The organism is Pseudoxanthomonas wuyuanensis (assembly GCF_900215535.1).
Taxonomy (GTDB): domain Bacteria; phylum Pseudomonadota; class Gammaproteobacteria; order Xanthomonadales; family Xanthomonadaceae; genus Pseudoxanthomonas_A; species Pseudoxanthomonas_A wuyuanensis.
Map to the genome: position 1 here is coordinate 1 of NZ_OCND01000016.1, position 20,896 is coordinate 20,896.

At 63.4% G+C, this 20,896-nt stretch carries 19 protein-coding genes and 2 riboswitches; of the genes, 6 read left to right on the plus strand and 13 right to left on the minus strand.

Annotated features, from left to right (window positions below; all coding sequences use genetic code 11):
- Positions 1 to 214 precede the first annotated feature (214 nt).
- The 4 genes from CRO39_RS19615 to CRO39_RS19625 all read right to left on the minus strand — a co-directional run bounded on the left by CRO39_RS19615 (position 215) and on the right by CRO39_RS19625 (position 4,312).
- On the minus strand, positions 215 to 1,063 hold the full coding sequence (locus CRO39_RS19615) for a sulfotransferase (protein ID WP_162125864.1): 849 nt from the start codon (positions 1,061 to 1,063) through the stop codon (positions 215 to 217).
- Positions 1,060 to 1,605, minus strand: coding sequence for a hypothetical protein (locus CRO39_RS20660; protein ID WP_141400873.1), 546 nt, complete (start codon positions 1,603 to 1,605; stop codon positions 1,060 to 1,062). Before CRO39_RS20660 ends, CRO39_RS19615 begins: the two co-directional genes overlap by 4 nt.
- A gap of 152 nt (positions 1,606 to 1,757) precedes the next feature.
- The gene (locus CRO39_RS20665) at positions 1,758 to 2,654 is read right to left on the minus strand and encodes a right-handed parallel beta-helix repeat-containing protein (RefSeq protein ID WP_141400874.1); all 897 of its coding nucleotides are present in this window, start codon (positions 2,652 to 2,654) and stop codon (positions 1,758 to 1,760) included.
- Positions 2,655 to 3,541: 887 nt separating this feature from the next.
- Positions 3,542 to 4,312: an SDR family NAD(P)-dependent oxidoreductase gene (locus CRO39_RS19625; protein ID WP_097123676.1), complete on the minus strand. Its 771-nt coding sequence runs from the start codon at positions 4,310 to 4,312 to the stop codon at positions 3,542 to 3,544.
- 137 nt (positions 4,313 to 4,449) lie between these two features.
- On the opposite strand from CRO39_RS19625, the gene CRO39_RS19630 reads away from it, so the two are divergent.
- A complete protein-coding gene (locus CRO39_RS19630; protein ID WP_097123677.1) occupies positions 4,450 to 5,352 on the plus strand; it encodes a LysR family transcriptional regulator in 903 nt (300 codons plus the stop codon).
- A 726-nt stretch (positions 5,353 to 6,078) separates the two neighbouring features.
- On the opposite strand, the gene gcvP is transcribed toward CRO39_RS19630, so the two are convergent.
- On the minus strand, positions 6,079 to 9,000 hold the full coding sequence (gene gcvP, locus CRO39_RS19635) for an aminomethyl-transferring glycine dehydrogenase (RefSeq protein ID WP_097123678.1): 2,922 nt from the start codon (positions 8,998 to 9,000) through the stop codon (positions 6,079 to 6,081).
- A 44-nt stretch (positions 9,001 to 9,044) separates the two neighbouring features.
- Positions 9,045 to 9,148: riboswitch (glycine riboswitch) on the minus strand.
- 1 nt (position 9,149) lies between these two features.
- A riboswitch (glycine riboswitch) is annotated at positions 9,150 to 9,248 on the minus strand.
- A 92-nt stretch (positions 9,249 to 9,340) separates the two neighbouring features.
- Here gcvP and CRO39_RS19640 point away from each other — a divergent pair.
- The 3 genes from CRO39_RS19640 (at position 9,341) to CRO39_RS19650 (ending at position 11,561) form a co-directional block, all read left to right on the plus strand.
- On the plus strand, positions 9,341 to 9,760 hold the full coding sequence (locus CRO39_RS19640) for a VOC family protein (RefSeq protein WP_097123679.1): 420 nt from the start codon (positions 9,341 to 9,343) through the stop codon (positions 9,758 to 9,760).
- Between the two features lie 70 nt (positions 9,761 to 9,830).
- Entirely contained in the window at positions 9,831 to 11,081 is a 1,251-nt protein-coding gene (locus CRO39_RS19645; protein WP_097123680.1) for a multidrug effflux MFS transporter, read from the plus strand.
- An 18-nt stretch (positions 11,082 to 11,099) separates the two neighbouring features.
- A complete protein-coding gene (locus CRO39_RS19650; RefSeq protein ID WP_097123681.1) occupies positions 11,100 to 11,561 on the plus strand; it encodes a hypothetical protein in 462 nt (153 codons plus the stop codon).
- A gap of 140 nt (positions 11,562 to 11,701) precedes the next feature.
- Here CRO39_RS19650 and CRO39_RS19655 read toward each other — a convergent pair whose 3' ends face one another.
- The 8 genes from CRO39_RS19655 to CRO39_RS19690 all read right to left on the minus strand — a co-directional run bounded on the left by CRO39_RS19655 (position 11,702) and on the right by CRO39_RS19690 (position 18,662).
- Positions 11,702 to 12,241 (minus strand): metal-dependent hydrolase, encoded by a 540-nt coding sequence (locus tag CRO39_RS19655; RefSeq protein ID WP_097123682.1) that lies wholly within the window; start codon positions 12,239 to 12,241, stop codon positions 11,702 to 11,704.
- Between the two features lie 229 nt (positions 12,242 to 12,470).
- Positions 12,471 to 14,453 (minus strand): M2 family metallopeptidase, encoded by a 1,983-nt coding sequence (locus CRO39_RS19660; protein WP_097123683.1) that lies wholly within the window; start codon positions 14,451 to 14,453, stop codon positions 12,471 to 12,473.
- 385 nt (positions 14,454 to 14,838) lie between these two features.
- Complete coding sequence (locus tag CRO39_RS19665) at positions 14,839 to 15,321, minus strand: hypothetical protein (RefSeq protein WP_097123684.1); 483 nt, start codon at positions 15,319 to 15,321, stop codon at positions 14,839 to 14,841.
- Positions 15,318 to 16,130 carry a tetratricopeptide repeat protein gene (locus tag CRO39_RS19670; RefSeq protein ID WP_097123685.1) on the minus strand — a complete coding sequence of 271 codons (813 nt, stop codon included), beginning with the start codon at positions 16,128 to 16,130 and terminating at the stop codon, positions 15,318 to 15,320. The genes CRO39_RS19665 and CRO39_RS19670 overlap by 4 nt, the downstream gene beginning before the upstream one ends.
- A gap of 60 nt (positions 16,131 to 16,190) precedes the next feature.
- A complete protein-coding gene (gene minE, locus CRO39_RS19675) occupies positions 16,191 to 16,445 on the minus strand; it encodes a cell division topological specificity factor MinE (protein WP_097123686.1) in 255 nt (84 codons plus the stop codon).
- Position 16,446: 1 nt separating this feature from the next.
- Positions 16,447 to 17,256, minus strand: coding sequence for a septum site-determining protein MinD (minD, locus tag CRO39_RS19680; RefSeq protein WP_097123687.1), 810 nt, complete (start codon positions 17,254 to 17,256; stop codon positions 16,447 to 16,449).
- 36 nt (positions 17,257 to 17,292) lie between these two features.
- Positions 17,293 to 18,063: a septum site-determining protein MinC gene (minC, locus tag CRO39_RS19685; protein ID WP_097123702.1), complete on the minus strand. Its 771-nt coding sequence runs from the start codon at positions 18,061 to 18,063 to the stop codon at positions 17,293 to 17,295.
- Between the two features lie 2 nt (positions 18,064 to 18,065).
- Complete coding sequence (locus CRO39_RS19690; RefSeq protein WP_097123688.1) at positions 18,066 to 18,662, minus strand: GNAT family N-acetyltransferase; 597 nt, start codon at positions 18,660 to 18,662, stop codon at positions 18,066 to 18,068.
- A gap of 315 nt (positions 18,663 to 18,977) precedes the next feature.
- On the opposite strand from CRO39_RS19690, the gene CRO39_RS19695 reads away from it, so the two are divergent.
- Both CRO39_RS19695 and CRO39_RS19700 read left to right on the plus strand, forming a co-directional pair.
- Positions 18,978 to 20,219, plus strand: a complete 1,242-nt coding sequence (locus CRO39_RS19695) for a sensor histidine kinase (protein WP_097123689.1) — start codon at positions 18,978 to 18,980, stop codon at positions 20,217 to 20,219.
- Positions 20,216 to 20,857, plus strand: coding sequence for a response regulator (locus CRO39_RS19700; protein WP_097123690.1), 642 nt, complete (start codon positions 20,216 to 20,218; stop codon positions 20,855 to 20,857). The genes CRO39_RS19695 and CRO39_RS19700 overlap by 4 nt, the downstream gene beginning before the upstream one ends.
- Positions 20,858 to 20,896: the final 39 nt, after the last annotated feature.

The following is a 20,896-nucleotide window of genomic DNA, read 5'->3' on the forward strand; positions in this document are numbered from 1 at the left end:
GCGCATGGGCTGGTTCCAAACTGCAAGAAATCAGCCCTCAGCGTATCGAAAACTGGTAGCTCCGGCACGCATGAAAAGCGTCAAAAACGCTATGCATCATGCGTCGACTGAGTTCTTCAGGGACGACTTATGACCAAGGGCAACCCCACTTCGCCTGGATATCTTCACAGCCTTGCGTGTTGCGTTGCGGTAGGAAATTGAATCAGCCCCCCTTTTAGCGAAGGGGATAGCCAAGCGACTCGACAAACTCGATATCCTCAGGTGCGAATTCGTCAAGATCTGCATCGAGGTATCGTTGAGGCGGCACTTTGATGTCGATTTCTATCTCATCTGCCAGATCGCGCGAATAGCCAAGGAATTCCAGCAATTTCCTGAGTTCTGGCTTTGGGTTTCTGCACAAGGCATCGTAGTCAAGCCACAACGACTGGGTAGGATTTTTTGCTGTCAAGCACTGCATGCGCCGATGGATACTGCACCAGTAGGCCAGTGATCGTCTTGGAGTAATCTCACCTTCACTTCCAAGCACATGTTTCCCCCAGAGATGAAGTTGATTCTGGTTTTGGCTATAAGCCATATCGATTCCGTGTCGAACCACATGCACATAGCGAAGACGTGGCAAGCGCCGCCATAAGCGCTCGATAACGATATGAGTGTTGGGTTCTTTCCAGCCCCATCGCGCCATTTGCCTGCGGACGCTCAATGCATGGGTCAATGATTCAACACGCTGTTTCAACCAATTGGCCGCATGCTGTGGTCGATCTGCGACAGCAAGTGCCTCCAAACGCGAGATGGTGCCATCTTCACACGGACCAGCTTCTCCGCACAAACCGCTGACGAGCATACGAGTAAGGAAGTCGAACTCGTCTTCGTCACAATAAAGTATCTCCTCCCGCTTGAAGAGTAGAGTGAACCATAGTGTGTCATTGGATGAGTTGAGATCGCTTCCTGTGAAAATTCCAATGGACTGCAGGATACCAGCGACAAGGCGGGTTCCGCTTCCACCCACGCCGCCAACGGCGACAGGTGGAAGAGAGTGCGAAATGTCCGAGGTGTCCGCTCTCACGGAACCTCGAATGCAGTGGTGTGTGCGGCTTGGCCGTTGATCGCAAGTTCAATGCGATTCAGTCCGCTGGGCCAACCATCTGGCTTGCTCAGGCTAATGACCGTTGCCTGTCTGCCTGGTTGCTCGACAAGTGTCCCATAGTCCGCCAAGATTGTACCGTCGCTCGCAATCCACTTTGCATAGAGCGTGTATGCGCCATTTCTTGCCTGCGTCTCAACCTTGGCATAGACCACATCATTAGGTGCGAAGCGATTTCTTTTCCCGCCGATGACGCCGCTCTGGGTATCGCCAATATTGCTTAAGCTCACTTCCGTGATGCGGGCATCAACCTGCCGATTGTCGCGCGCAGACAAATCTCCCGTCGCTCCAGCAGGAAGGCTGCTGATCGCTTCTTCTCTGGCTATTTCAGGGTAATTGTCTTCTGCTTCGATAGCAGGAGTACTTGGGTTGGCGTGATCGGGATTGTCATTCGTTTGGCGGCAGGCTGTAGCTGCGATCACGGTCGCCAGCATTATAAAAAATCGGGCGTAAATATTCTTCATATTATAATTATAGGTTTAATTGTGAGCGGATATATCTTTATGTAATTCAAGCGAGCGTATGGATTGGTTCGTTATATGGAAACTTGTTAAAAAAACCAGAAGGATTCCCATGGGAACCCTTCTGTATGATGATGAAGAAAGTATCGAAGGTATTACAGCGGATTCACATAGTCGCCCGAGATGGTGGTGCAATTAACGAGCCCCAATACCTGGCCCACGAGTCCTGTGCCAAGGACTGTGTTGTCACGAGAAGCGCCATTGAGGATCAAGCCGTCCCCACAGCGGATGCCTACGTCGGCTCCAAGCAGGCCTCCATTCATGATGACCGTGTTCCCTTCAACGGTATTCCGATTTCCATTCTGGTTCCAGATGCCGCGGCGTGCGCCGGATCCATTAGAGACAAGATTACGGATGCGATTTTCCTTGACTGTTCCCGCATCCATATCTTGGGTGCGAATGCCATATGCGGTTCCGTCGCTGCCGCTTGATGCGACAACTCCGCCGATCGTATTGCCGATTACGTCGACATCTCCGGCTACGCTGATTCCATAGAACTCCGTCAACCCGGCCAGACTGCTGGCGCCGGTATCGATGACCTCGTTCCTTCGGACCGACGAGCCATCACCGCTCACGAGGATTGCGGTCTGCGTATTCTGATCAAAAATATTGTCTTCGACCCGATAATCGCCATCCAAAAGGCTGACTCCAACCCTGTACCCGCGTATGCCGCAATTCCGGACGGCCACGTTGATGCGATTGCTGGCCGATATCCCTATTGCATTTGTTGATGGACCAGCCGCCAGGTTTCCTATTTTATGATTATTGCAATCTATCGTTATGTTGTTTCCCATGACGGTGATTGCGCTGCCAGATGCCAATGCCGCCCATACATGCTGTTTCAGGCAATAAACGCCCTGTGTGGTGATGGTTGTCGGTATGGAAGTAATGTTGATGCAGTTAATGGTTTCTGCTGCCGCGGGGCGTGCAAGTGCCAGCCATATGAAAGCGAGCACAAGGGCGATTGTATTGACATATTTCCTCATTTCCATGATTTCACCTCAAGTCAGTCAAGTGTGATTGCACGTATTGACCGATGTCCGAAGGCATCAGCATTCCTTGCCTGTCAGAGAAAGAATCCGGCAGACAATCTATCGAGGGCGTTGCGTACATCCCTTCTCGCAGCTCTCAAAAACTCGTCCTTGAGGAAGGCAGAACCATCCGTGCCCACCTTCTGTTACGACTCCTAACGACCCCATTTCCTGTATTTCTAGTGAAGGAACCGGTGAGCAGTCAGGGTGGGGGGGCATACGACGGCGGGTTGTTGACACCAGCTGGCTGCTTTCTTGCATGCTTCTGAAAAAGAAAAGACGAACCCTATGCTGGTCGACGCAGAGTCGGCCCCACGGCATAGACAGCTTCATTGCTCTTGATGGAGTCCAGCGAGAGCCGATGGCTACTCGTTGTTGCTGGAATCGGGAGAGAATTGGGTTAAAGGACCTACTTCGGTCTTTTTCTTGTGCATCGGATTCCATCCCCTTTTTGGGCACACGTCATTGATGATTCAATACGAGGCAGACAGCGACCAGCTTTTCTTTCCCCTATTCTTGCCGCTTCCATTGCGCGTACGACTGCGGGTGGCGTGATTCGATTCGGCCACTATTTTCTGTTTGCGTCAATAGTCCGTCACTATATTGGCTTGAGCCCAAAAGCATTTCTTCTACTTTTCGTGACGAATATCACAACTGCGCATCCACCGCTACGGTGTTTTATCGCTATATCTTCGGCAACTGCAAGTGCGTGGTATCTACTGCATGCCCCCGGTGCGTCTCGCAGCATGCAGGTCGTGCGAAACAGGAGCATTGCCGAAGGGTGCCACGCATCCGCACCGGAATCCCGCATGCGGATCCCGGCGCGGATGCGCAGACCGGAGGCCCGGCTACAGGAACATGCCGCCCGAGGCTTCGATGCGCTGGGCATTGATCCAGCGGTTGTCCGGCGACAGCAGCGAGGCGACCACGCCGCCGATGTCGTCCGGCAGGCCGACCCGGCCCAGCGCGGTCTGCGAGGCGACGAAGGCATTGAGTTGCTCGTTGTCGCGCACGGCGCCGCCGCCGAAGTCGGTCTCGATGGCGCCGGGCGCCACCACGTTGACCGCGATGCCGCGGGCACCCAGTTCCTTGGCCTGGTAGCGCGTCAGCACTTCCATCGCGCCCTTCATCGCCGCGTAGGCGGCGTATCCGGGTAGCGCGAAGCGGGTCAGGCCGGACGAGATATTGATGATGCGGCCGCCATCGGCCATCAGTGGCAGCAGCGCCTGGGTCAGGAAGAACGGACCCTTGAGATGGATATCGACCATTTCGTCGAACTGCGCTGCTGTGGTGTCAGCGAAGCCAGCGTGCACGCCGGTGCCGGCGTTGTTGACCAGGTGATCGAAGCTGTTGCGACTCCACTGCGCCAGCACGCCGCGCACCGATTCGGCGAAGGCGGCAAAACTGCCGCTGTCGGCAACATCCAGCGGCAGCGCGATCGCGCGGCGGCCCCGCTGCGCGATCTGGTCGACCACGGCTTCGGCTTCGCTGCGGTTGCTGCGATAGGTCAGGACGACGTCGTGGCCGTAACGGGCCAGCGCAATGGCCATGTTGCGACCCAGGCCGCGGCTGCCGCCGGTGACCAGGGTGACGGAGACGGGAGAGGCGGAAGTGTTCATCGGATGACTCCATTTCGAGTGGGGGAACGGCTTGGGGCCGTGGTGCACACTCTATTGACGTGCTTTCCGTCGATAAACCCGGATAAAATGATTCCAGTGTTCATAAATAACGAACAATTGGGCGCTGAGGAAGCCGGATGAACCACCTGGAAGCGATGCAGATCTTTGCGCGGGTGGCCGAGCTGGCCAGCTTTACCCGCGCGGCCGACAGCCTGGGCCTGCCCAAGGCCACCGCGTCGACCGCCGTGCAGCAACTGGAAGGCTGGCTAGGCACGCAACTGCTGCACCGGACCACCCGCAGGGTGCAGATGACCCAGGACGGCCAGGCGTTCTATGAGCGTTGCAAGGATCTGCTGGCCGACATGGACGAACTACAGGGCATGTTCCAGCGCGCGCCGCAGTCGCTGCGCGGCCGCCTGCGGGTGGATATGCCTGGCGGAATGGCGCTCAGTTTCGTCATGCCGGCGCTGCCGGCGTTCCTGCAGGCGCATCCGCAACTGGAACTGGAGATCAGCTGCACCGATCGTTTCGTTGACGTGGTGCGCGAAGGCTTCGATTGCGTGCTGCGGGTCGGCACCCTGCCCGATACCCGGCTGGTGGCGCGGCCATTGGGACACTTCCGCATCATCACTTGCGCCAGTCCCGACTACATCCGGCGCCATGGCATGCCACAGCGCATCGAGGATCTGGGAGCGCACCGGCTGGTGCACTACACGACCGTGTTCGGTGGCAAACCCGACGGCTGGGAATACTGGGACGGTGCGCAGTACCGCACGGTGCCGATGGCCGGTGCGGTGACGGTGAACAGCGTCGAAGCCTACGAGGCCGCCTGCCTGGCGGGACTGGGCCTGATCCAGGCGCCGTTGTCGGGACTGCGCCATCTGTTGGCGCAGGGGCGGCTGGTGGAAGTGCTGCCGCAGCACCACGCCGAGCCAATGCCGGTCTCGTTGCTGTACGCGCACCGTCGCAATCTGCCGCAACGCGTGCAGGCCTTTATGGCATGGATAACCGATACGCTGCGGCCGTATCTGGAGACCTGATTGCTCCTGCAGAAAAGCAGGCGTCCGCAGGCCCGGTAGTGCCGAGCTTGCTCGGTAGAATGCTCGGCGGGCGGGATGATGAGCTTTGACTGAAACAGCGTTCCCCAAAAAAGGGTCCTTCTTCGTTTCCGGGGATGTCAGCTTCGGCGGGAGTCGCCGGTCGTCAGGCTGGGGGTGCGCAACCCTTCGGGAAGGCTGCTGTCGCGGCGCCATGCCGCGTTGCACGCCTTGGTCAGGCCACCAGCCTGACCGGCGGCGTGCGCCTTGCCTGCCATCGCGACAGCAGCCTTCGCGCTCACCCCAAAGGCCATAACCCGCTCTCGGTCGGGCCGCAGGCTCGTTCCGCTTCGCGGCCCGAACCGGCCCGGCGCAGCGCGCCGGGCGTTCGCCAAGGCGCGCGGCAGTGCCGCGCCAACCGCCTTGGCTCACCCATGGCCTGCTCTCCGCACCCCCCAGCCCGCCGGCCGCCGCCTTTGGGCAGATGACAGATCGCGACTTCGGAAGGCCTTTCTTCGAGCGCCGGCCAGGTGTCTAGAACCCGGTGGCCATGGCATTGCGGGACCGTACGCGGCATGGATGCCGCGTAAGAGCCTACAGGGACGTGTTTACGGCGTGTCCCGCAATGCCATGGCCACCGGGTTCCACATGGACGTTCCCCGTACTTGGGAGAAGAACAAAAAAAGCCCCGCATGGCGGGGCTTCTCGCAGTCAGGCGGAAGGGTAGGCTTACGCCTCCGCTTCTTCCTTGTACGCATCGATGGGAATGCACGCGCACATGATGTTCTTGTCGCCGTAGACGTTGTCCACGCGCGCCACCGGCGGCCAGTACTTCTGCAGTTTCAGGCTGGGCAGCGGGAAGGCGGCCAGTTCGCGCGGGTAGGCGTGCGTCCATTCGCTGGCCGCGACCTGGGTGGCGGTGTGCGGGGCGTGCTTGAGCGGATTGTCGTCGCGATCCAGGCGACCATCCTCGATGGCGCGGATCTCCTGGCGGATTTCGATCATCGCATCGATGAAGCGGTCCAGTTCGTGCAGCGATTCGCTTTCGGTCGGTTCCACCATCAGCGTGCCGGCCACCGGAAAGCTCAGTGTCGGGGCATGGAAACCGAAATCGATCAGCCGCTTGGCCACGTCCTCGGCACCGATGCCGGTGGCCTTTTCCAGCGGCCGCACATCCAGGATGCACTCGTGCGCGACCAGGCCGTTGCGCCCGGTGTACAGCGTCTTGTAATGCGGCGCCAGGCGCTTGGCGATGTAGTTGGCATTGAGCAGCGCGACCTGGGTCGCCTTGCGCAGGCCCTGCGTGCCCATCAGGGTGATGTACATCCAGCTGATCGGCAGGATGCTGGCGCTGCCGAAGCTGGCGGCGCTGACCATGCCCACGGCGCCTTCGCCGCCCATCACCTTCGGCAGGAATGGCGCCAGATGCGATTTGACCGCGCACGGACCCACGCCGGGGCCGCCGCCGCCGTGCGGGATGCAGAAGGTCTTGTGCAGGTTCAGATGCGAAACGTCCGAACCCCAACGACCGGGCTTGGCGACGCCGACCAGCGCATTCATGTTGGCGCCGTCGGTATACACCTGGCCACCGTGGGCGTGGACGATATCGCAGATGGCGACGATGTCTTCCTCGAACACGCCATGCGTGGACGGGTAGGTGATCATCAGCGCGGCCAGGCGGTCGCCGTATTTTTCGGCCTTGGCGCGGATGTCCTCGACATCGACATTACCGTTGCCATCGCACTTGGTCACCACCACGCTCATGCCGCACATCTGCGCGCTGGCCGGATTGGTGCCGTGCGCCGACTCGGGAATCAGGCAGATGTCGCGCTGATCGTCGCCGCGCGAGCGGTGATAGGCGCGGATGGCCAGCAGCCCGGCAAACTCGCCCTGCGCGCCGGAGTTGGGCTGCAGGCTGACCGCATCGTAGCCGGTGCATTCGACCAGCATCGCTTCCAGTTCGTCGATCAGCTGCTTGTAACCGGTGGTCTGGTCGGCCGGCGCCAGCGGGTGGATGTTGGCGAACTCCGGCCAGGTCACCGGAATCATCTCGGCGGTGCCGTTGAGTTTCATCGTGCAGCTGCCCAGCGGGATCATCGTGCGATCCATGGCCAGATCCTTGTCGGCCAGCGCGCGCATGTAGCGCAGCAGTTCGTGCTCGCTGTGATGGGTGTTGAACACCGGATGCTGCAGGAACGCGCTCTGGCGCAGCAGTGAAGCCGGCAGCGCTTCGGTGGCTTCGCGGTCCAAGGCATCGATGGTCGCTACCGGCATCCTGCCTGCCGCGACACTCGCGCTTCCATGCGCATCGTCGTCGATCTGCGCATCGAACAGCGCGGCCAGCGCGATCACATCCTCACGCGTCGTGGTCTCGTCCAGGCTGATGCCGAGGCTGGCGGTATCGATGCGGCGCAGATTGATGCCGGCGCGCTGGGCCTTGACGTGGATTTCCGCTGCGTCGATGCCGCTGACATGCAGGGTGTCGAAGAAATCCGTGCCGACGGCGACGCCGCACTTGCGCAGCGCCGCGGCCAGGATCGCCGCCAGCCGGTGGGTGCGGCGGGCGATGCGGGTCAGTCCTTCCGGACCGTGGTAGACCGCGTACATGCTGGCCATCACCGCCAGCAGCACCTGCGCGGTGCAGATGTTGGAAGTGGCTTTCTCGCGGCGGATGTGCTGCTCGCGGGTCTGCAGGGTCAGCCGGTAGGCCGGCTTGCCTTCGGCGTCGATGGACACCCCGATCAGACGGCCCGGCATCGAGCGCTTGAACGCATCGCGGCAGGCCATGAACGCCGCGTGCGGGCCGCCGAAACCGAACGGCACGCCGAAGCGCTGCGAATTGCCGATGACGATGTCCGCACCCCATTCGCCCGGCGCCTTGATCAGCGTCAGCGCCAGCAGATCGGTGGCCACTGCGACCAGACCGCCGCGCGCGTGCACGGCGTCGGCCAGCGCGGAGTGGTCATGGATGCGCCCCAGCGTGTCCGGGTATTGCAGCAGCACGCCATAGCTGTCCACGCCGGCCGCCTCGCTGTCCTCGCCGACGTGCAGTTCGATGCCCATCGCCTCGGCGCGCGTACGCAGCACTTCCAGCGTCTGCGGGTGCACATGCCGGGACACGAAGAAGACATTGGATTTGGATTTTGACGAGCGCTTGGCCAGTGTCATCGCCTCTGCCGCGGCAGTGCCTTCGTCCAGCAGCGAGGCGTTGGCGATCTCCATGCCGGTCAGGTCGGCGACCATGGTCTGGAAGTTGATCAGCGCTTCCATGCGGCCCTGCGAGATTTCTGCCTGGTAGGGCGTGTAGGCGGTGTACCAGGCCGGGTTTTCCAGGATGTTGCGCAGGATGACATTGGGCGTGTGGGTGCCGTAGTAGCCCTGGCCGATGAAGCTGCGGAAGACCTGGTTCTTGTCGGCGATGGCGCGGATCCTGGCCAGCGCCTCGACTTCGCTGATCGCCTCGGGCAGCGCCAGCGGCGCCGGCGACTTGATGTTGCCGGGCACGATGGCGTCGGTCATCGCATCCAGCGACGCATGGCCGACCACGGCCAGCATCTGCGCGATTTCGGCATCGTTGGGGCCGATGTGGCGTTCGAGGAAGGCGCTGTGGTTTTCCAGCTCGCGCAGGGAAGGCGTGGCGTTGTGTGACATGGCAGGGGCGTCCGTAGGCAACGTGCGTGCCGCACGCGGGGCGCCCCTCTGTCCTTTTGCCTGAGAGTTTGGAAGCGGCGGACGAGGACGTCGTCGTGTCGCGCTTCTTGCCCCTTCGGCGCCGGATTCAACCGGTCTCTCCAGAGTGTTCGCACGCGGTGGTATGGGAGCCTGAGCGATTACGGGCGTTGCGTCTTCGGCAGCGGCCCGGCCGTTCACGGCTGGCCCGCTTCTCCCACCGCATGTTTTCGGGCCGCATTATAGCCTGCGGGAGCGGTACGGGCGCGTCAGAACGCGATTATGGGCTTACCATATGCGTTCCTATGGTTTTCCCGGCAGAATGAACAGGCTTCCCTTCCAGGTGCGCCAGATCGACCATGTGGTGCTGCGCGTGCGCGATGCGGCGGCCATGGAGGCCTTCTACTGCGGCGTGCTGGGATGCCGGGTGGAGCGCCGGCGGCAGGACATTGGACTGCTGCAGTTGCGCGCCGGCGCCTCGCTGATCGATCTGGTGGACGTGGCCGGCAAGCTGGGGGCCATGGGCGGCGCGGCGCCGGGCGTGGAGGGCCGCAACATGGACCATCTGTGCCTGCAAGTGGAACCGTTCGACCTCGAGGCCATCCTGGTCCATTTGCGCTCCCACGGCGTGCGCATCGGCGAGTTCGGTTCCCGTTACGGCGCCGAGGGCCAGGGCCCTTCGCAGTACCTGCTGGATCCGGAAGGCAATACCATCGAGCTGAAGGGTCCCCCCGCAGCTTGAATGGCACGACACCGACGTCCCTGCGGCCGCCGCCAGCGGTGGCGCCCGGGCACATGGAGCAAGCGTTGCGATGAAACCCGATCCTTCCCTGTCCAGCCTGCGGCTGGCCGTCCTGCTGGGCGGGCTGGCGATGTTCGGCCCGTTCTCGATCGACACCATCTTCCCGGCTTTCCCGCAGATGGGCGCGCAGTTGGGCGCCGACAAGCTGGCCATGCAGCAGACCATCAGCGTCTACCTGCTGACCTATGCGGCGATGAGCCTGGTGCATGGGCCGTTGTCCGATGCGCTGGGGCGCAAGCGGGTCATCCTGGCTGGTCTGTGCGTGTTCCTGCTGGCATCGGTCGGCTGCGCACTGTCGACCGACATGACCACCCTGTTGCTGTTCCGCGCATTGCAGGGCCTGTCTGCAGGGGTCGGTTTCATCGTTGGCCGCGCGGTCATCCGCGATGTCTACCAGGGCGACGACGCGCAGCGGCTGATGAGCCAGGTGTCGATGATCTTCGGCATTGCGCCGGCAATCGCGCCGATCATCGGCGGTTGGCTGCTGGGCTGGGGGCGATGGCCGCTGATTTTCTGGTTTCTGGCGGCGTTCTCGGCCGCGTTGCTGCTGGCCGTATCGCTGTGGTTGCCGGAAACCCACCCGGCGCCAGCGCGCCTGAAGGTCCCGCCCCGGCATCTGCTGCGCGACTACTTCGCCATCGTCGCCAATTCGCGTTTCCAGCGGCTGGCGCTGGCTGGTTCGCTGAGTTTCGGCGGGCTATTCCTGTACATCGCCTCGGCGCCGGCGTTCGTGATGGATCTGCTGGGCCTGAACGAGCGGCAGTTCGCCTGGCTGTTCCTGCCGGCCATCGGCGGCATGGTGGTTGGCGCGTTTCTGTCCGGCCGTGCCGCCGGCCGTATCAGCGGCACCCGTTTGAGCGCGATCGGCTTTTCCTGCATGGGCGTTGGCGCGTTGTGCAACGTCGGCTACAACGCGCTGGCGACGGAAATCGCGGTGCCGTGGGCGGTGTTGCCGCTGAGCCTGGCCGGCCTGGGAGTGGCGTTGATCTTTCCTATCCTGACCCTTTCGATCCTGGATATGTACCCACGCCAGCGCGGCGCGGCGTCGTCGCTGCAGGCGTTCAGCAACCTGCTGGTCAATGCGATCATCGCAGGCCTGCTGTCGCCGCTGGTCAGCCATCATGGCCTGCATCTGGCCATCGCCTCGGCGGCGTTCGTGACGCTGGGCTGGCTGTTCTGGCGCTGGGAGATGCGCAACAGCCGCTACCAGCCGCAGTGTCCCGGCGATGCGGCGTCGATGGAACCCACCGAACAACTCTGAACTGCGCAAGGAATCCCCATGTCCATCCAATCCAAGGCCCGCCGCGAAGCGAAAAAGCGCAAGGCCATCAAGGCCCGCAACCAGGCCCAGCTGAACGCGCCGGCAATCGAACCGCACGCCGAACTGCGCAACCCGCAGGGCGAACTGCTGGCCGGCATCGTGCGCCGCGCCGGCGTCTGGGTGCTGGGCATGCACGGACAGATCGCCGGCAGTTCCGACAGCGCCGCCGAAGTGCTGGCCATGATCAAGCGGGTCGCGGCAGCGCATGAAGCGCAGGATCAGCCGGTGCGGCTGGCCTACTCGGACGAACTGCGCGACACCGCCGACCTGGAAGCCGCCGCCCAGGGCATGAGCCTGGAGGACTACGAGAAGAAGCTGGAAGAGGAAATGTGCGCCAACAGCGCCGCGGATCCGGGCGAAGGCGGCGAAGGCGATCAGGCCGGTAGCAATACGGAAGACAGCCAGCAAACGCCTGATTGACGGATGTAGGAGCGACGTAAGCCGCGATGAGACATCGGTAAAGCTTTATCGCGACTCACCGGTGCCGGCATGCCGGCACCGCTCCTGCGCGACTACCAAGCCGGTGATGGATGTCGTTCGCGCGAGCCAGATGCGCCGGCTCAGTGCGCCGTTGGCCGGCCGCCCATACGGCGCATCGCGACCAGTACGACAGAGCCGGCCATCGCCGGCAACCAGACCCAGCGCAGTTCCGACAGCAGCACCTGCGCCCCGCGCGCCGAGAAGAACTGATGGATGAACGGAGAGACTTCGATCATCCGCCATGACGCAAAAAAACGCTGTTCCGACCACGGCCACCACAGCGCCACGCCCAGGCCGCCATTGGTCAGCATGTCCAACAGCGGATGCGAGGCCGCCGCCGCGGCAACGAACGCGAACGAGAGCCAGCGACTGGCGCGCAACCACCGCCGCAGGCATGCGGCAAGCAGGCCAAGGAAGCTGGCGAACGCCAGCGAATGGCTGAAACCGCGATGGCCCAGCGCATCGGCGTAGGCGATGCCGAACTTGAACGCAACCACATCCAGATCCGGCAGCACGGCCGCGGCCATGCCGGCCAGCAGCAGCCGTGGCGGAACGGCCTTTCGGCCCAGGCCAAGACCGATGGCAAGCGGGACGATGGCGTGGGTGATGATGGTGGGCATATGGGTAGATGGACGTTTGCGAAGGTCCGTTTTTTCCCACAGTTCTGTGAGTTTGCGATGAAGTCCCCACGCGATTGCACGAGTGCTGCGCAGAAACTGTAGGAGCGATGTGAGTCGCGACAGTACCGCGGTAAAGCTTCATCGCGACTTACGTCGCTCCTACATAAAAAAAGAGAATCAAAAGAAAGGCCGGCTTGCGCCGGCCTTTCGCAACCACGTGACGGCAGGCTCAGCCCTGCTTGGCCGGCGCCGCCGCCTTTGCCGCCGCTGCCGGCACTTCCCAGCCGCAGGTCTGGCCTTCGTTCTGCTGCTTCAGCCAGTCCTGCAGCGGCGCGAAGTACTCCAGCACGGCGCTGGCGTCCATGGTTTCGCCACCGGTCAGCTCCTTCAGCGTGGCCTGCCACGGTTGGCTGGCGCCTTTCTCCAGCATCGCCCAGAACTTCTGTCCGGCCACCTTGTTGCCGTAGAAGCTGCAGTCGTACAGCGGCCCCTGGTAGCCGGCGGCATCGCACAGGCCCTTGTAGAACTGGAACTGCAGCACGTGCGACAGGAAATAGCGGGTGTACGGCGTATTGCCCGGCACATGGTACTTGGCGCCCGGGTCGAAGAAATCCTCGCCGCGCGCGCTGGCCGGGGCCACGCCCTGGTACTTGGCCTTCAGTTCCCACCAGGCCTGGTTGTAGCGGTCCGGCTGGATGCTGCCGTCGAACACGCCCCAGCGCCAGCGGTCGATCATCAATCCGAACGGCATGAACGACACCTTGGCCAGCGCCATCCGCATCTGCGCATTGATCAGCGCCTCGTTGCTCTGCTGCTGTTCGCCGACCAGGCCGATCGACTTCAGGTAGGCCGGCGTCATCGACAGCACGATGGTGTCGCCGATGGCTTCATGAAAGCCGTCGTGCGCGCCGGACTGGAACAGCGGCGGCAGCTTGTTGTAGGCCAGGTAGTAGTAGACGTGGCCAAGCTCGTGGTAGATGGTGGTGAAGTCTTCCTCGTTGGGCTTGATGCACATCTTGGTGCGCACGTCGCCGGCGAAGTTCATGTCCCAGGCGCTGGCATGGCAGACAACGTCGCGGTCCAGCGGCTTGATGAACTGGGTCTTGTCCCAGTAGCTGTCGGGCAGCTTGGGCATGCCCAAAGAGGTGTAGAAGTCCTGCGCGCGCTCGGTCATCTGCCGCGCGGTCAGCAGTTGCGCGTCGCGTTCGGCATGGAAGCGGGCGTCTTCCTTGGCATTGGGGCCGGCCTTGTACAGCATGGCGCTGTAGTTGCCCTGCGCCTGCTGTTCCAGCGCGCTGGTGATGTCCAGATCGCCGACGCCCTTGTACGGCTGCAGCATGTCCCACAGGTTGCCCCAGTCCTGCTGCCACATGTTGCCCATCAGATGCGCCGGCAGCAGTCCGTTGACCTGGCCGCGTTCGCTGCCGTAGGTGGCCTGCAGCTTGGTGCGGGTATAGCAGTGCAGCTGTTCGTACAGCGGCTTGACCTGGTCCCACAGGCGATCGGTTTCCGCGGCGATTTCCGCTGGCGTCATGTCGTAGCCGCTGCGCCACATTTCGCCGGCGTCGGCAAAGCCAAGACCCTGCGCGCCCTCGTTGACCAGTTCGGCGAAACGCACATAGTCCTTGCGCATCGGTTGGGCGATGCTGTGCCAGCCCTGCCAGGCGTCCAGTTGCACGTTGTAGTCGCGGCTGCTGCGCAGCACGTCTTCCAGTTCGCCCAGCTGGCGGCATTTCTTCGCCTGACCCTCGCCGCTGCAATAGCTGCCGGCGCCGTACATGCCTTCCATCTTGGCGGCGATCTGGGTCAGCTCGGCCAGCTTGGCCGGATCCTGCGGCGGCGGCATCGCCGTCGCCAGTTTCAGCAACTGGATGGCACGGGCGGTTTCCGCCGACATTTCCTGGCCTTCGAAACGCTTGGCCTGTTCGATCCAGCTGTTGAGCTGGGTCAGGTAGCGCTCGTTGCCCTTGGCGGCCAGCAGCTGGCTGTCGTCGTTGATGTAGGTGCTGGACAGCCACTGTGCGGCGGTCAGCTCCGGGTACATGGCACGGAACTCGTCGTTGACGCGGGCGACGAATTCATCCGCGGTCTCGCCCTTGGGCACGGCCGAGCTGGCCGCGGTATCTGCCGGGGAGGGCTCTTTCTTGCAGGCGGCCAGCGTGATGACGCAGGCGCCGATGGCCAGTGCGAGAAGAAGGTGGCGTTGCTTCACGGGAATCCTTCAGAAGGAGGGGCGCGACGGGCGCAGGAACCGGAAGGCTAGTGCGGCCGGGGAAAGCCCGCAAGTGGCGCTGCGGCAGCGCTGAAGCGCCGATGGGGGAGGAGGAGGTCCGGGAGGGAGTGCCGACAAGGAGAGCATGGCCGGGCGGCTCATATGCATCCTGTGGGAGCGACGTCGGTCGCGCCCCGATATCCTCCCGGCGATCATGATCAAGAACGCGCCGCAGCGCGTCCGGATGGCGAACAGGCAGACTTCAATCGTTCCCGGACTTTTCCGTCGCGACTGACGTCGCTCCCACACCTCAGGGTCCCGCACCCCGACGAAAGGCGCCGTGCAACATCGCGCGCCGCAGCGCGCCCGGGACATACCGCACGAATCAGCAGTGAGGCAACCCGCGTTGCCGCAAAAACTCCCGCGCATCCTCGGCATCCTGCTCGAACCACGCCTGCGTCGACCCCAGCCGGAACGAATACCCCCAGGCATCCATATCGGCCATCAGTCGCGCGCGCCCCACGCCGGGAATGGCATCGGCCAGCAGGATCTGCAGGTAGCAGGTGGCGTCTTCCTCGATATCGGAATCGGTGGCGTCGGTATGCACCCGCGCACGCCGCTCCGGCGGCAGCACGATCAGATGGCAGGCCTCATGCAGCAGCGAGTGGATCGGCGTGTCGTCGCGCACGTAGACGTTGTGCGCAATGACGCCGGCTTCCGGTTCGCCCCAGTAGCTGCCCGGGATCTTCTCCCCGGCGGCCACATGCTGGAGCAGCAGCTCGTAGCCGGCCAGCAGATCGGCCAGTACGGCAAAGGGAAGATCGCAGACGTGCAGGACGCTGGGTTCGGCAGGGGAGAGCTGGTTCATTGCTTTTGTTGGCGCAATCGTTTGATGTAATCAAGCTCATCGAGTGCGATCTTGTTCCTGGGCTCGATTTTCAGGGATTTCTTGAAGCTGCGTTCAGCCTCATCCAATTGGCCGAGTTCGATCAGGGCATAACCTTCGCCACGCAATGCCCGGGCGCGTTCCGTCTTTTGCAGATTGTCCGGCGTGGCCACCTCAATGTTGGCCAGCGCCGCACGGTGGCTTTCCAGCATCTTGTCCCATTCGCGGCTGGCGCGGTATACGAAGCCGCGTTCGGTGAGGAATTGCGGATTGTTTGGGGAGAGTTTCAAGGCGTGGTCCAACGACTGGCCGGCTTCCTCGAAACGATTCAGCTCGATCAGCGCGTAAGCCTTGCCGTAATAGGCGTAGGCCCAGGATGGCGCCAATGCGACGCCATTCTTGCCGCTCTCTCCCTTGTCGTGCGAGGCGGCCACACCGAGCAGGTAAAGCAGCGTTTCGCTCTGTGTGCGAACGCAGAAATAGATCGTGTCGTCGCTGCGGTATTTGGCTTCGGATTCCTGGATGATCGGATCGAAAGCATCACGGATTGCCGCTTCCGGCTGGCCTTGCTTCAACAGCTCGTCTCCGAGCCTCAAACGTTCGTTCTGCAGCTTTTGCCAAGCGTCCTCGGCGCTCGCCTGGTCATCGTTCTTCGCCGGCGTGTCCACCGGCACACCGTCGTTCGCTACGGCAGGGGCCCATGGCACGACGGGCAGAAGCAGAGCTGCCGCGAAGGCCAGGGAATACAAAGGGATATGGCGAATTTTTCCGTCGCCCATGTCGGAATCCATGGTAGGAGAGGCGCCGACTATCGCATGAAGCGGCCCGGCATTGCGGCCGGGCCGTGGGCGTCAGGCCGGGCCTTCCGGCAGCGCGACCGAGATGTCCAGCACGTCGTGGTCGCCGTCCTTCATCAACTCCACCTTGACCGCGTCAACGTCGACGTTGACGTACTTCTTGATCACTTCCAGCAGCTCGCGGCGCAGCAGCGGCAGGTAGTCCGGCGCGCCGCGGGAGGTGCGCTCCTGGGCGATGATGATCTGCAGGCGGCTCTTGGCGGTCTCGGCGGTGTTCTTTTTCGTCTTCAGGAAATCAAACAATCCCATCTCAACCTCCGAACAGCTTGCTGAAGAAGCCCTTCTTCTCGAATGTGGTGAAGCGCATCGGGCGCTCTTCGCCCATCAGCCGGCCGACGGTGTCGTCATAGGCCTGGCCGGCAGGGGATTCCAGATCCAGGATGACCGGTTCGCCCTTGTTGGAGGCGTTGAGCACGTCGCCGGATTCGGGAATCACGCCGATGCTCTGCAGTCCAAGCACTTCTTCCACGTCCTTGATGCTCAGCATCTCGCCGGTTTCCACCCGCTCGGGGTTGTAGCGGGTCAGCAGCAGGTTGGCCTTCAGCGTCTCGCCGTTTTCGGCCTTGCGGGTCTTGGAATCCAGCAGGCCCAGGATGCGGTCGGAGTCGCGCACGCTGGAGACTTCCGGGTTGACCACCACGATGGCCTGGTCGGCGAAGTACATGGCCAGGAACGCGCCCTTCTCGATGCCGGCCGGCGAATCGCAGACCACGTAGTCGAAACCGTCGTCGGACAGATCCTTCAGCACCTTCTCCACGCCTTCCTTGCTCAGCGCATCCTTGTCGCGGGTCTGGGAGGCGGCCAGGATGTACAGGGTGTCGAAACGCTTGTCCTTGATCAGCGCCTGCTTCAGCGTGGACTCGCCCTGGGTGACGTTGACGAAGTCGTAGACCACCCGGCGCTCGCAGCCCATGATCAGGTCCAGGTTGCGCAGGCCGACGTCGAAATCGATAACGGCGACTTTCTTGCCGCGGCGCGCAAGCCCGCAGGCGATGCTGGCGCTGGTAGTGGTTTTGCCTACGCCACCCTTGCCGGAAGTGACTACGATGATCTCAGCCAACGGTTTTCTCCTTGCGTATCGTTCGTGGGCCGCGCATCAGGTCTGCGCGGCGAATTTGAGTTGATCCTGTTCCAGCCAGATCTGCACGGGCTTGCCGCGCAGTTCCTTGGGTACGTCGTCCAGCACCCGGTAATGGCCGGCGATGGCGACCAGTTCGGCATGGAATTCGCGGCAGAAGATCCGCGCGTCGGTATTGCCCTGCGCGCCGGCCAGGGCGCGGCCGCGCAGCGTGCCGTAGATGTGGATGGAACCGTCGGCGATGACCTCGGCGCCGGCGCCGACGGTGCTCAGCACGGTCAGGTCGCGGTTTTCGGCATACAGCTGCTGGCCCGAACGCACCGGCGTCTTCTGCATCAGTCCAGGCTTGCCGCCGGCGGCCGGCGCGGGGGCCTTGGCCGGCTCCGGTGCGCGTTCGGGCGCGCGCGCCGGAGCAGGGGCCGCCGCCGGTGCGCCGCCGTCCACACGCTCGTACTGGGCGCGGAACTTGGCCAGCAACGGCAGATCCAGCTGTTCGGCCAGTTGTTCGATTTCGCGGGTGCCGTAGGCCAACGCGACCGGCAGCACGCCGGCGTCGCGCAGCCCGTCCAGCAGCGCCTGCGCGGTGGCGACATCGGGCGTCTTGGCCAGCCCGCCGAAATCGATGATCACCGCCGCACGGCCGAACAGCTTGGGCGCGCGTTCGACCCGTTCGCGCATTTCGCGGATCAGTTGCGGCACGTCCAGGCTGCGGATGCGCAGGTTGGCGATGCCTACCTGGCCGATTTTCAGTTCGCCGGCCTGCTCGTAATCGAGGTTCGCTGAACTCACGCTCATGTCCCGGTCGGGCGTTCGGCCCGCGCCTGGGCAAGCTCGCGCCGGCGCGCCCACGGCAGGTCGGGCAGGGCATCGCCGTAGGTCTCATGCACCCAGGGATAGCTGCATAGTTCCTTCATCAGCATGCTGGCGCGCACGTCGACGTTGGCCATCATGTTCTGGCCGACCTCGCGGAAGCCGAAGCTGCCATGGAACAGCAGCGCCGGGTCGGCGCCGTGGTCCAGGAACACCTCGCAGGCCAGCTGCGGGTAGCGCAGCTCGGCGTAGCTCTGCACGTCGGCATAGAACGCGCGGCCGACGCCGCCGCCGCGGCGGCGGCTGGCCACCACGATGCGGTCGATATAGAAGAACTGCGGGTAGCGCTCGCGGAACCAGGCGAAATTGCTGCTGTCGTGATCGGCGTCGGAACCGAACCCGACCAGGAAACCGGCCAGGTTGCCGTCGCGCTCGGCCACGCGGAAGTATTCGGCCTGCTCATAGAAACGATGCAGTTTGGCCGAATCCAGCGGCAGGATCGCCAGTCCGGCATTGTTGTTCAGGGCTAGGACGGAATCCAGCTCGTGCTCGCGCACGTCGCGGATGACAATCGACATTACTTGACTCCGTGCGGGGTCTTGCGGGGACGTGGTGCTGAAAGGCCGCCGCGAGCGGCACTGCAGCGATTATCGCATGGGAGCGCAGAACCGGCGAGGCGCTGCGTAAGCGGCTCGTGAACCGTGGAGCCCTCGCCGCCGGCCGGCGCGACGGCAGCCCGCAACGACCGCCTCCGGTCCGCCGGCGGACAGTCGGCGGACAGTCGGCAATGCCGCTCCGGATCGCCTTCATCCCGTCCCCTCCCGGTACGGCGCAGAGCCCTGGCATGACTTTAGTTGGGCGGCAGCCGGGACGAATGGGCCTAATATGCCAAGATGTTGGGAAGACTCAGCCATACCCGCCTGCTGCGCGCCACCGGCCTGTATACGTGGGCGCTGGTCGGCATCCCGATCATCCTGAACGTGTGGTTCCTGCCGCCGTCCAGCGGTGCCGACGGGCAGGGCGTGGACGTCCCGATGACGGCGCTGGCCTATTTCACCTTCGGCGGCTGCTACTGGCTGGCGACCCGCTCCCTGGGCGCCCGCAGCAGCGGAGCCCAGGATGCCTGGAACATCCCGCTGGCGCTGGTGCTGACCCTGGCGGCGGTGGCGGTGGGGGTCTACAGCCGCACCGGCCTGAGCGCAATGCTGATGGTCATCGTGGCCGGGGTGCTGCCGTGGCTGCTGAGCCTGCGGGTGGCGGTGGCCTGGCTGCTGCTGGGGCATGTGCCGCTGGTGTGGTCGTTCATGGCGCTGGAAGACTTCAACTTCTGGGAGGCGCTGTTCCAGTCGGCCTTTTATGTGGGTTTTGCCGCATTCGTGCTGATCACCGCCTATGTGGCGCGCCAGCAGGCCGAGGCGCGCGAGGAGCAGCGCCGGCTCAATGCCGAATTGCGCGCCACCCGGGTGCTGCTGGCCGAAAGCGCCCGGGTCAACGAGCGCACCCGCATCTCGCGCGAACTGCACGACCTGCTGGGTCACCACCTGACCGCATTGAGCCTGAATCTGGAAGTGGCCGGCCATATCACCGAGGGCCGCGCCCAGGAACACGTCCGCCAGGCCCACACGCTGGCCCGGCTGCTGCTGACCGACGTGCGCGAAGCGGTCAGCCAGCTGCGCGAAAGCGGCGCCATCGATCTGGGGGCGGCGCTGCAGCCGCTGGCCGAAAAGGTGCCGGCGCTGGCGATCCACATGGATATCGAGGAACCGCTGACCCTGGACGACCCGCAGCGCGCCCATGTGCTGCTGCGCTGTGCCCAGGAAATCATCACCAATGCCGTCCGCCATGCCGGCGCCCGCAACCTGTGGCTGCGCTGCCGCCGCGAAGCCTGCAGTATCCTGATCGACGCCCATGACGACGGCGCCGGCAGCGAGCAGGTCGTGGCGGGCAATGGCCTGCGCGGCATGCGCGAGCGCCTGGCCCAGTACGGCGGCGAACTGACCATCGAGACCGCCCGCGGCAAGGGCTTCCGTCTGCACATCCGCCTGCCGGTGCTGGAACCGGTCGTCGGGCTGGCAGCGGATGCCGTGCCGCCGTCGGAACCTCGCACCGAGACCGTTTCCGGAGATACCGCATGATTCGTGTTTGTCTGGTCGATGACCAAAACCTGGTGCGCCAGGGCATCCGTTCGCTGCTGGCGCTCGACGACGGCATCGAGGTGGTCGCCGAAGCCGCCGACGGCAAGCAGGCGGTGGAACTGATTCCGCAGGTCAAGCCCGATGTGGTGCTGATGGACATGCGCATGCCGGTGATGTCCGGGCTGGAGGCGCTGCAGGCGCTGGCGCGGGCTGGGCAGCTGCCGCCTGCCATCATCCTGACCACGTTCGACGACGACCAGCTGGTGCTGGCCGGCCTGAAGGCCGGCGCCAAGGGCTATCTGCTCAAGGATGTATCGCTGGAGCAACTGGTCGGCGCCATCCGTACGGTGGCGGATGGCGGCTCGCTGGTGCAGCCGGCAGTGACCCAGCGGCTGCTGTCCGGGCTGGAGCACATGCGCAACGAGTTCGTCAGCCTGGATCGCCCGGACCCGCTGACCGACCGCGAAACCGAGATCCTGCGGCTGATGGCCAGCGGCTTTTCCAACAAGGAAATCGCCAATTCGCTGGGCGTGGCCGAGGGCACCATCAAGAATCACGTCTCCAATATTCTCAGCAAGCTGGGCGTGCGCGATCGCACCCGGGCGGTGCTGAAAGCGTTCGAACTGCAACTGGTCTAGAGCGTCCCTGGGAATTTGGAGGGGCGCAATGGGGCCGGC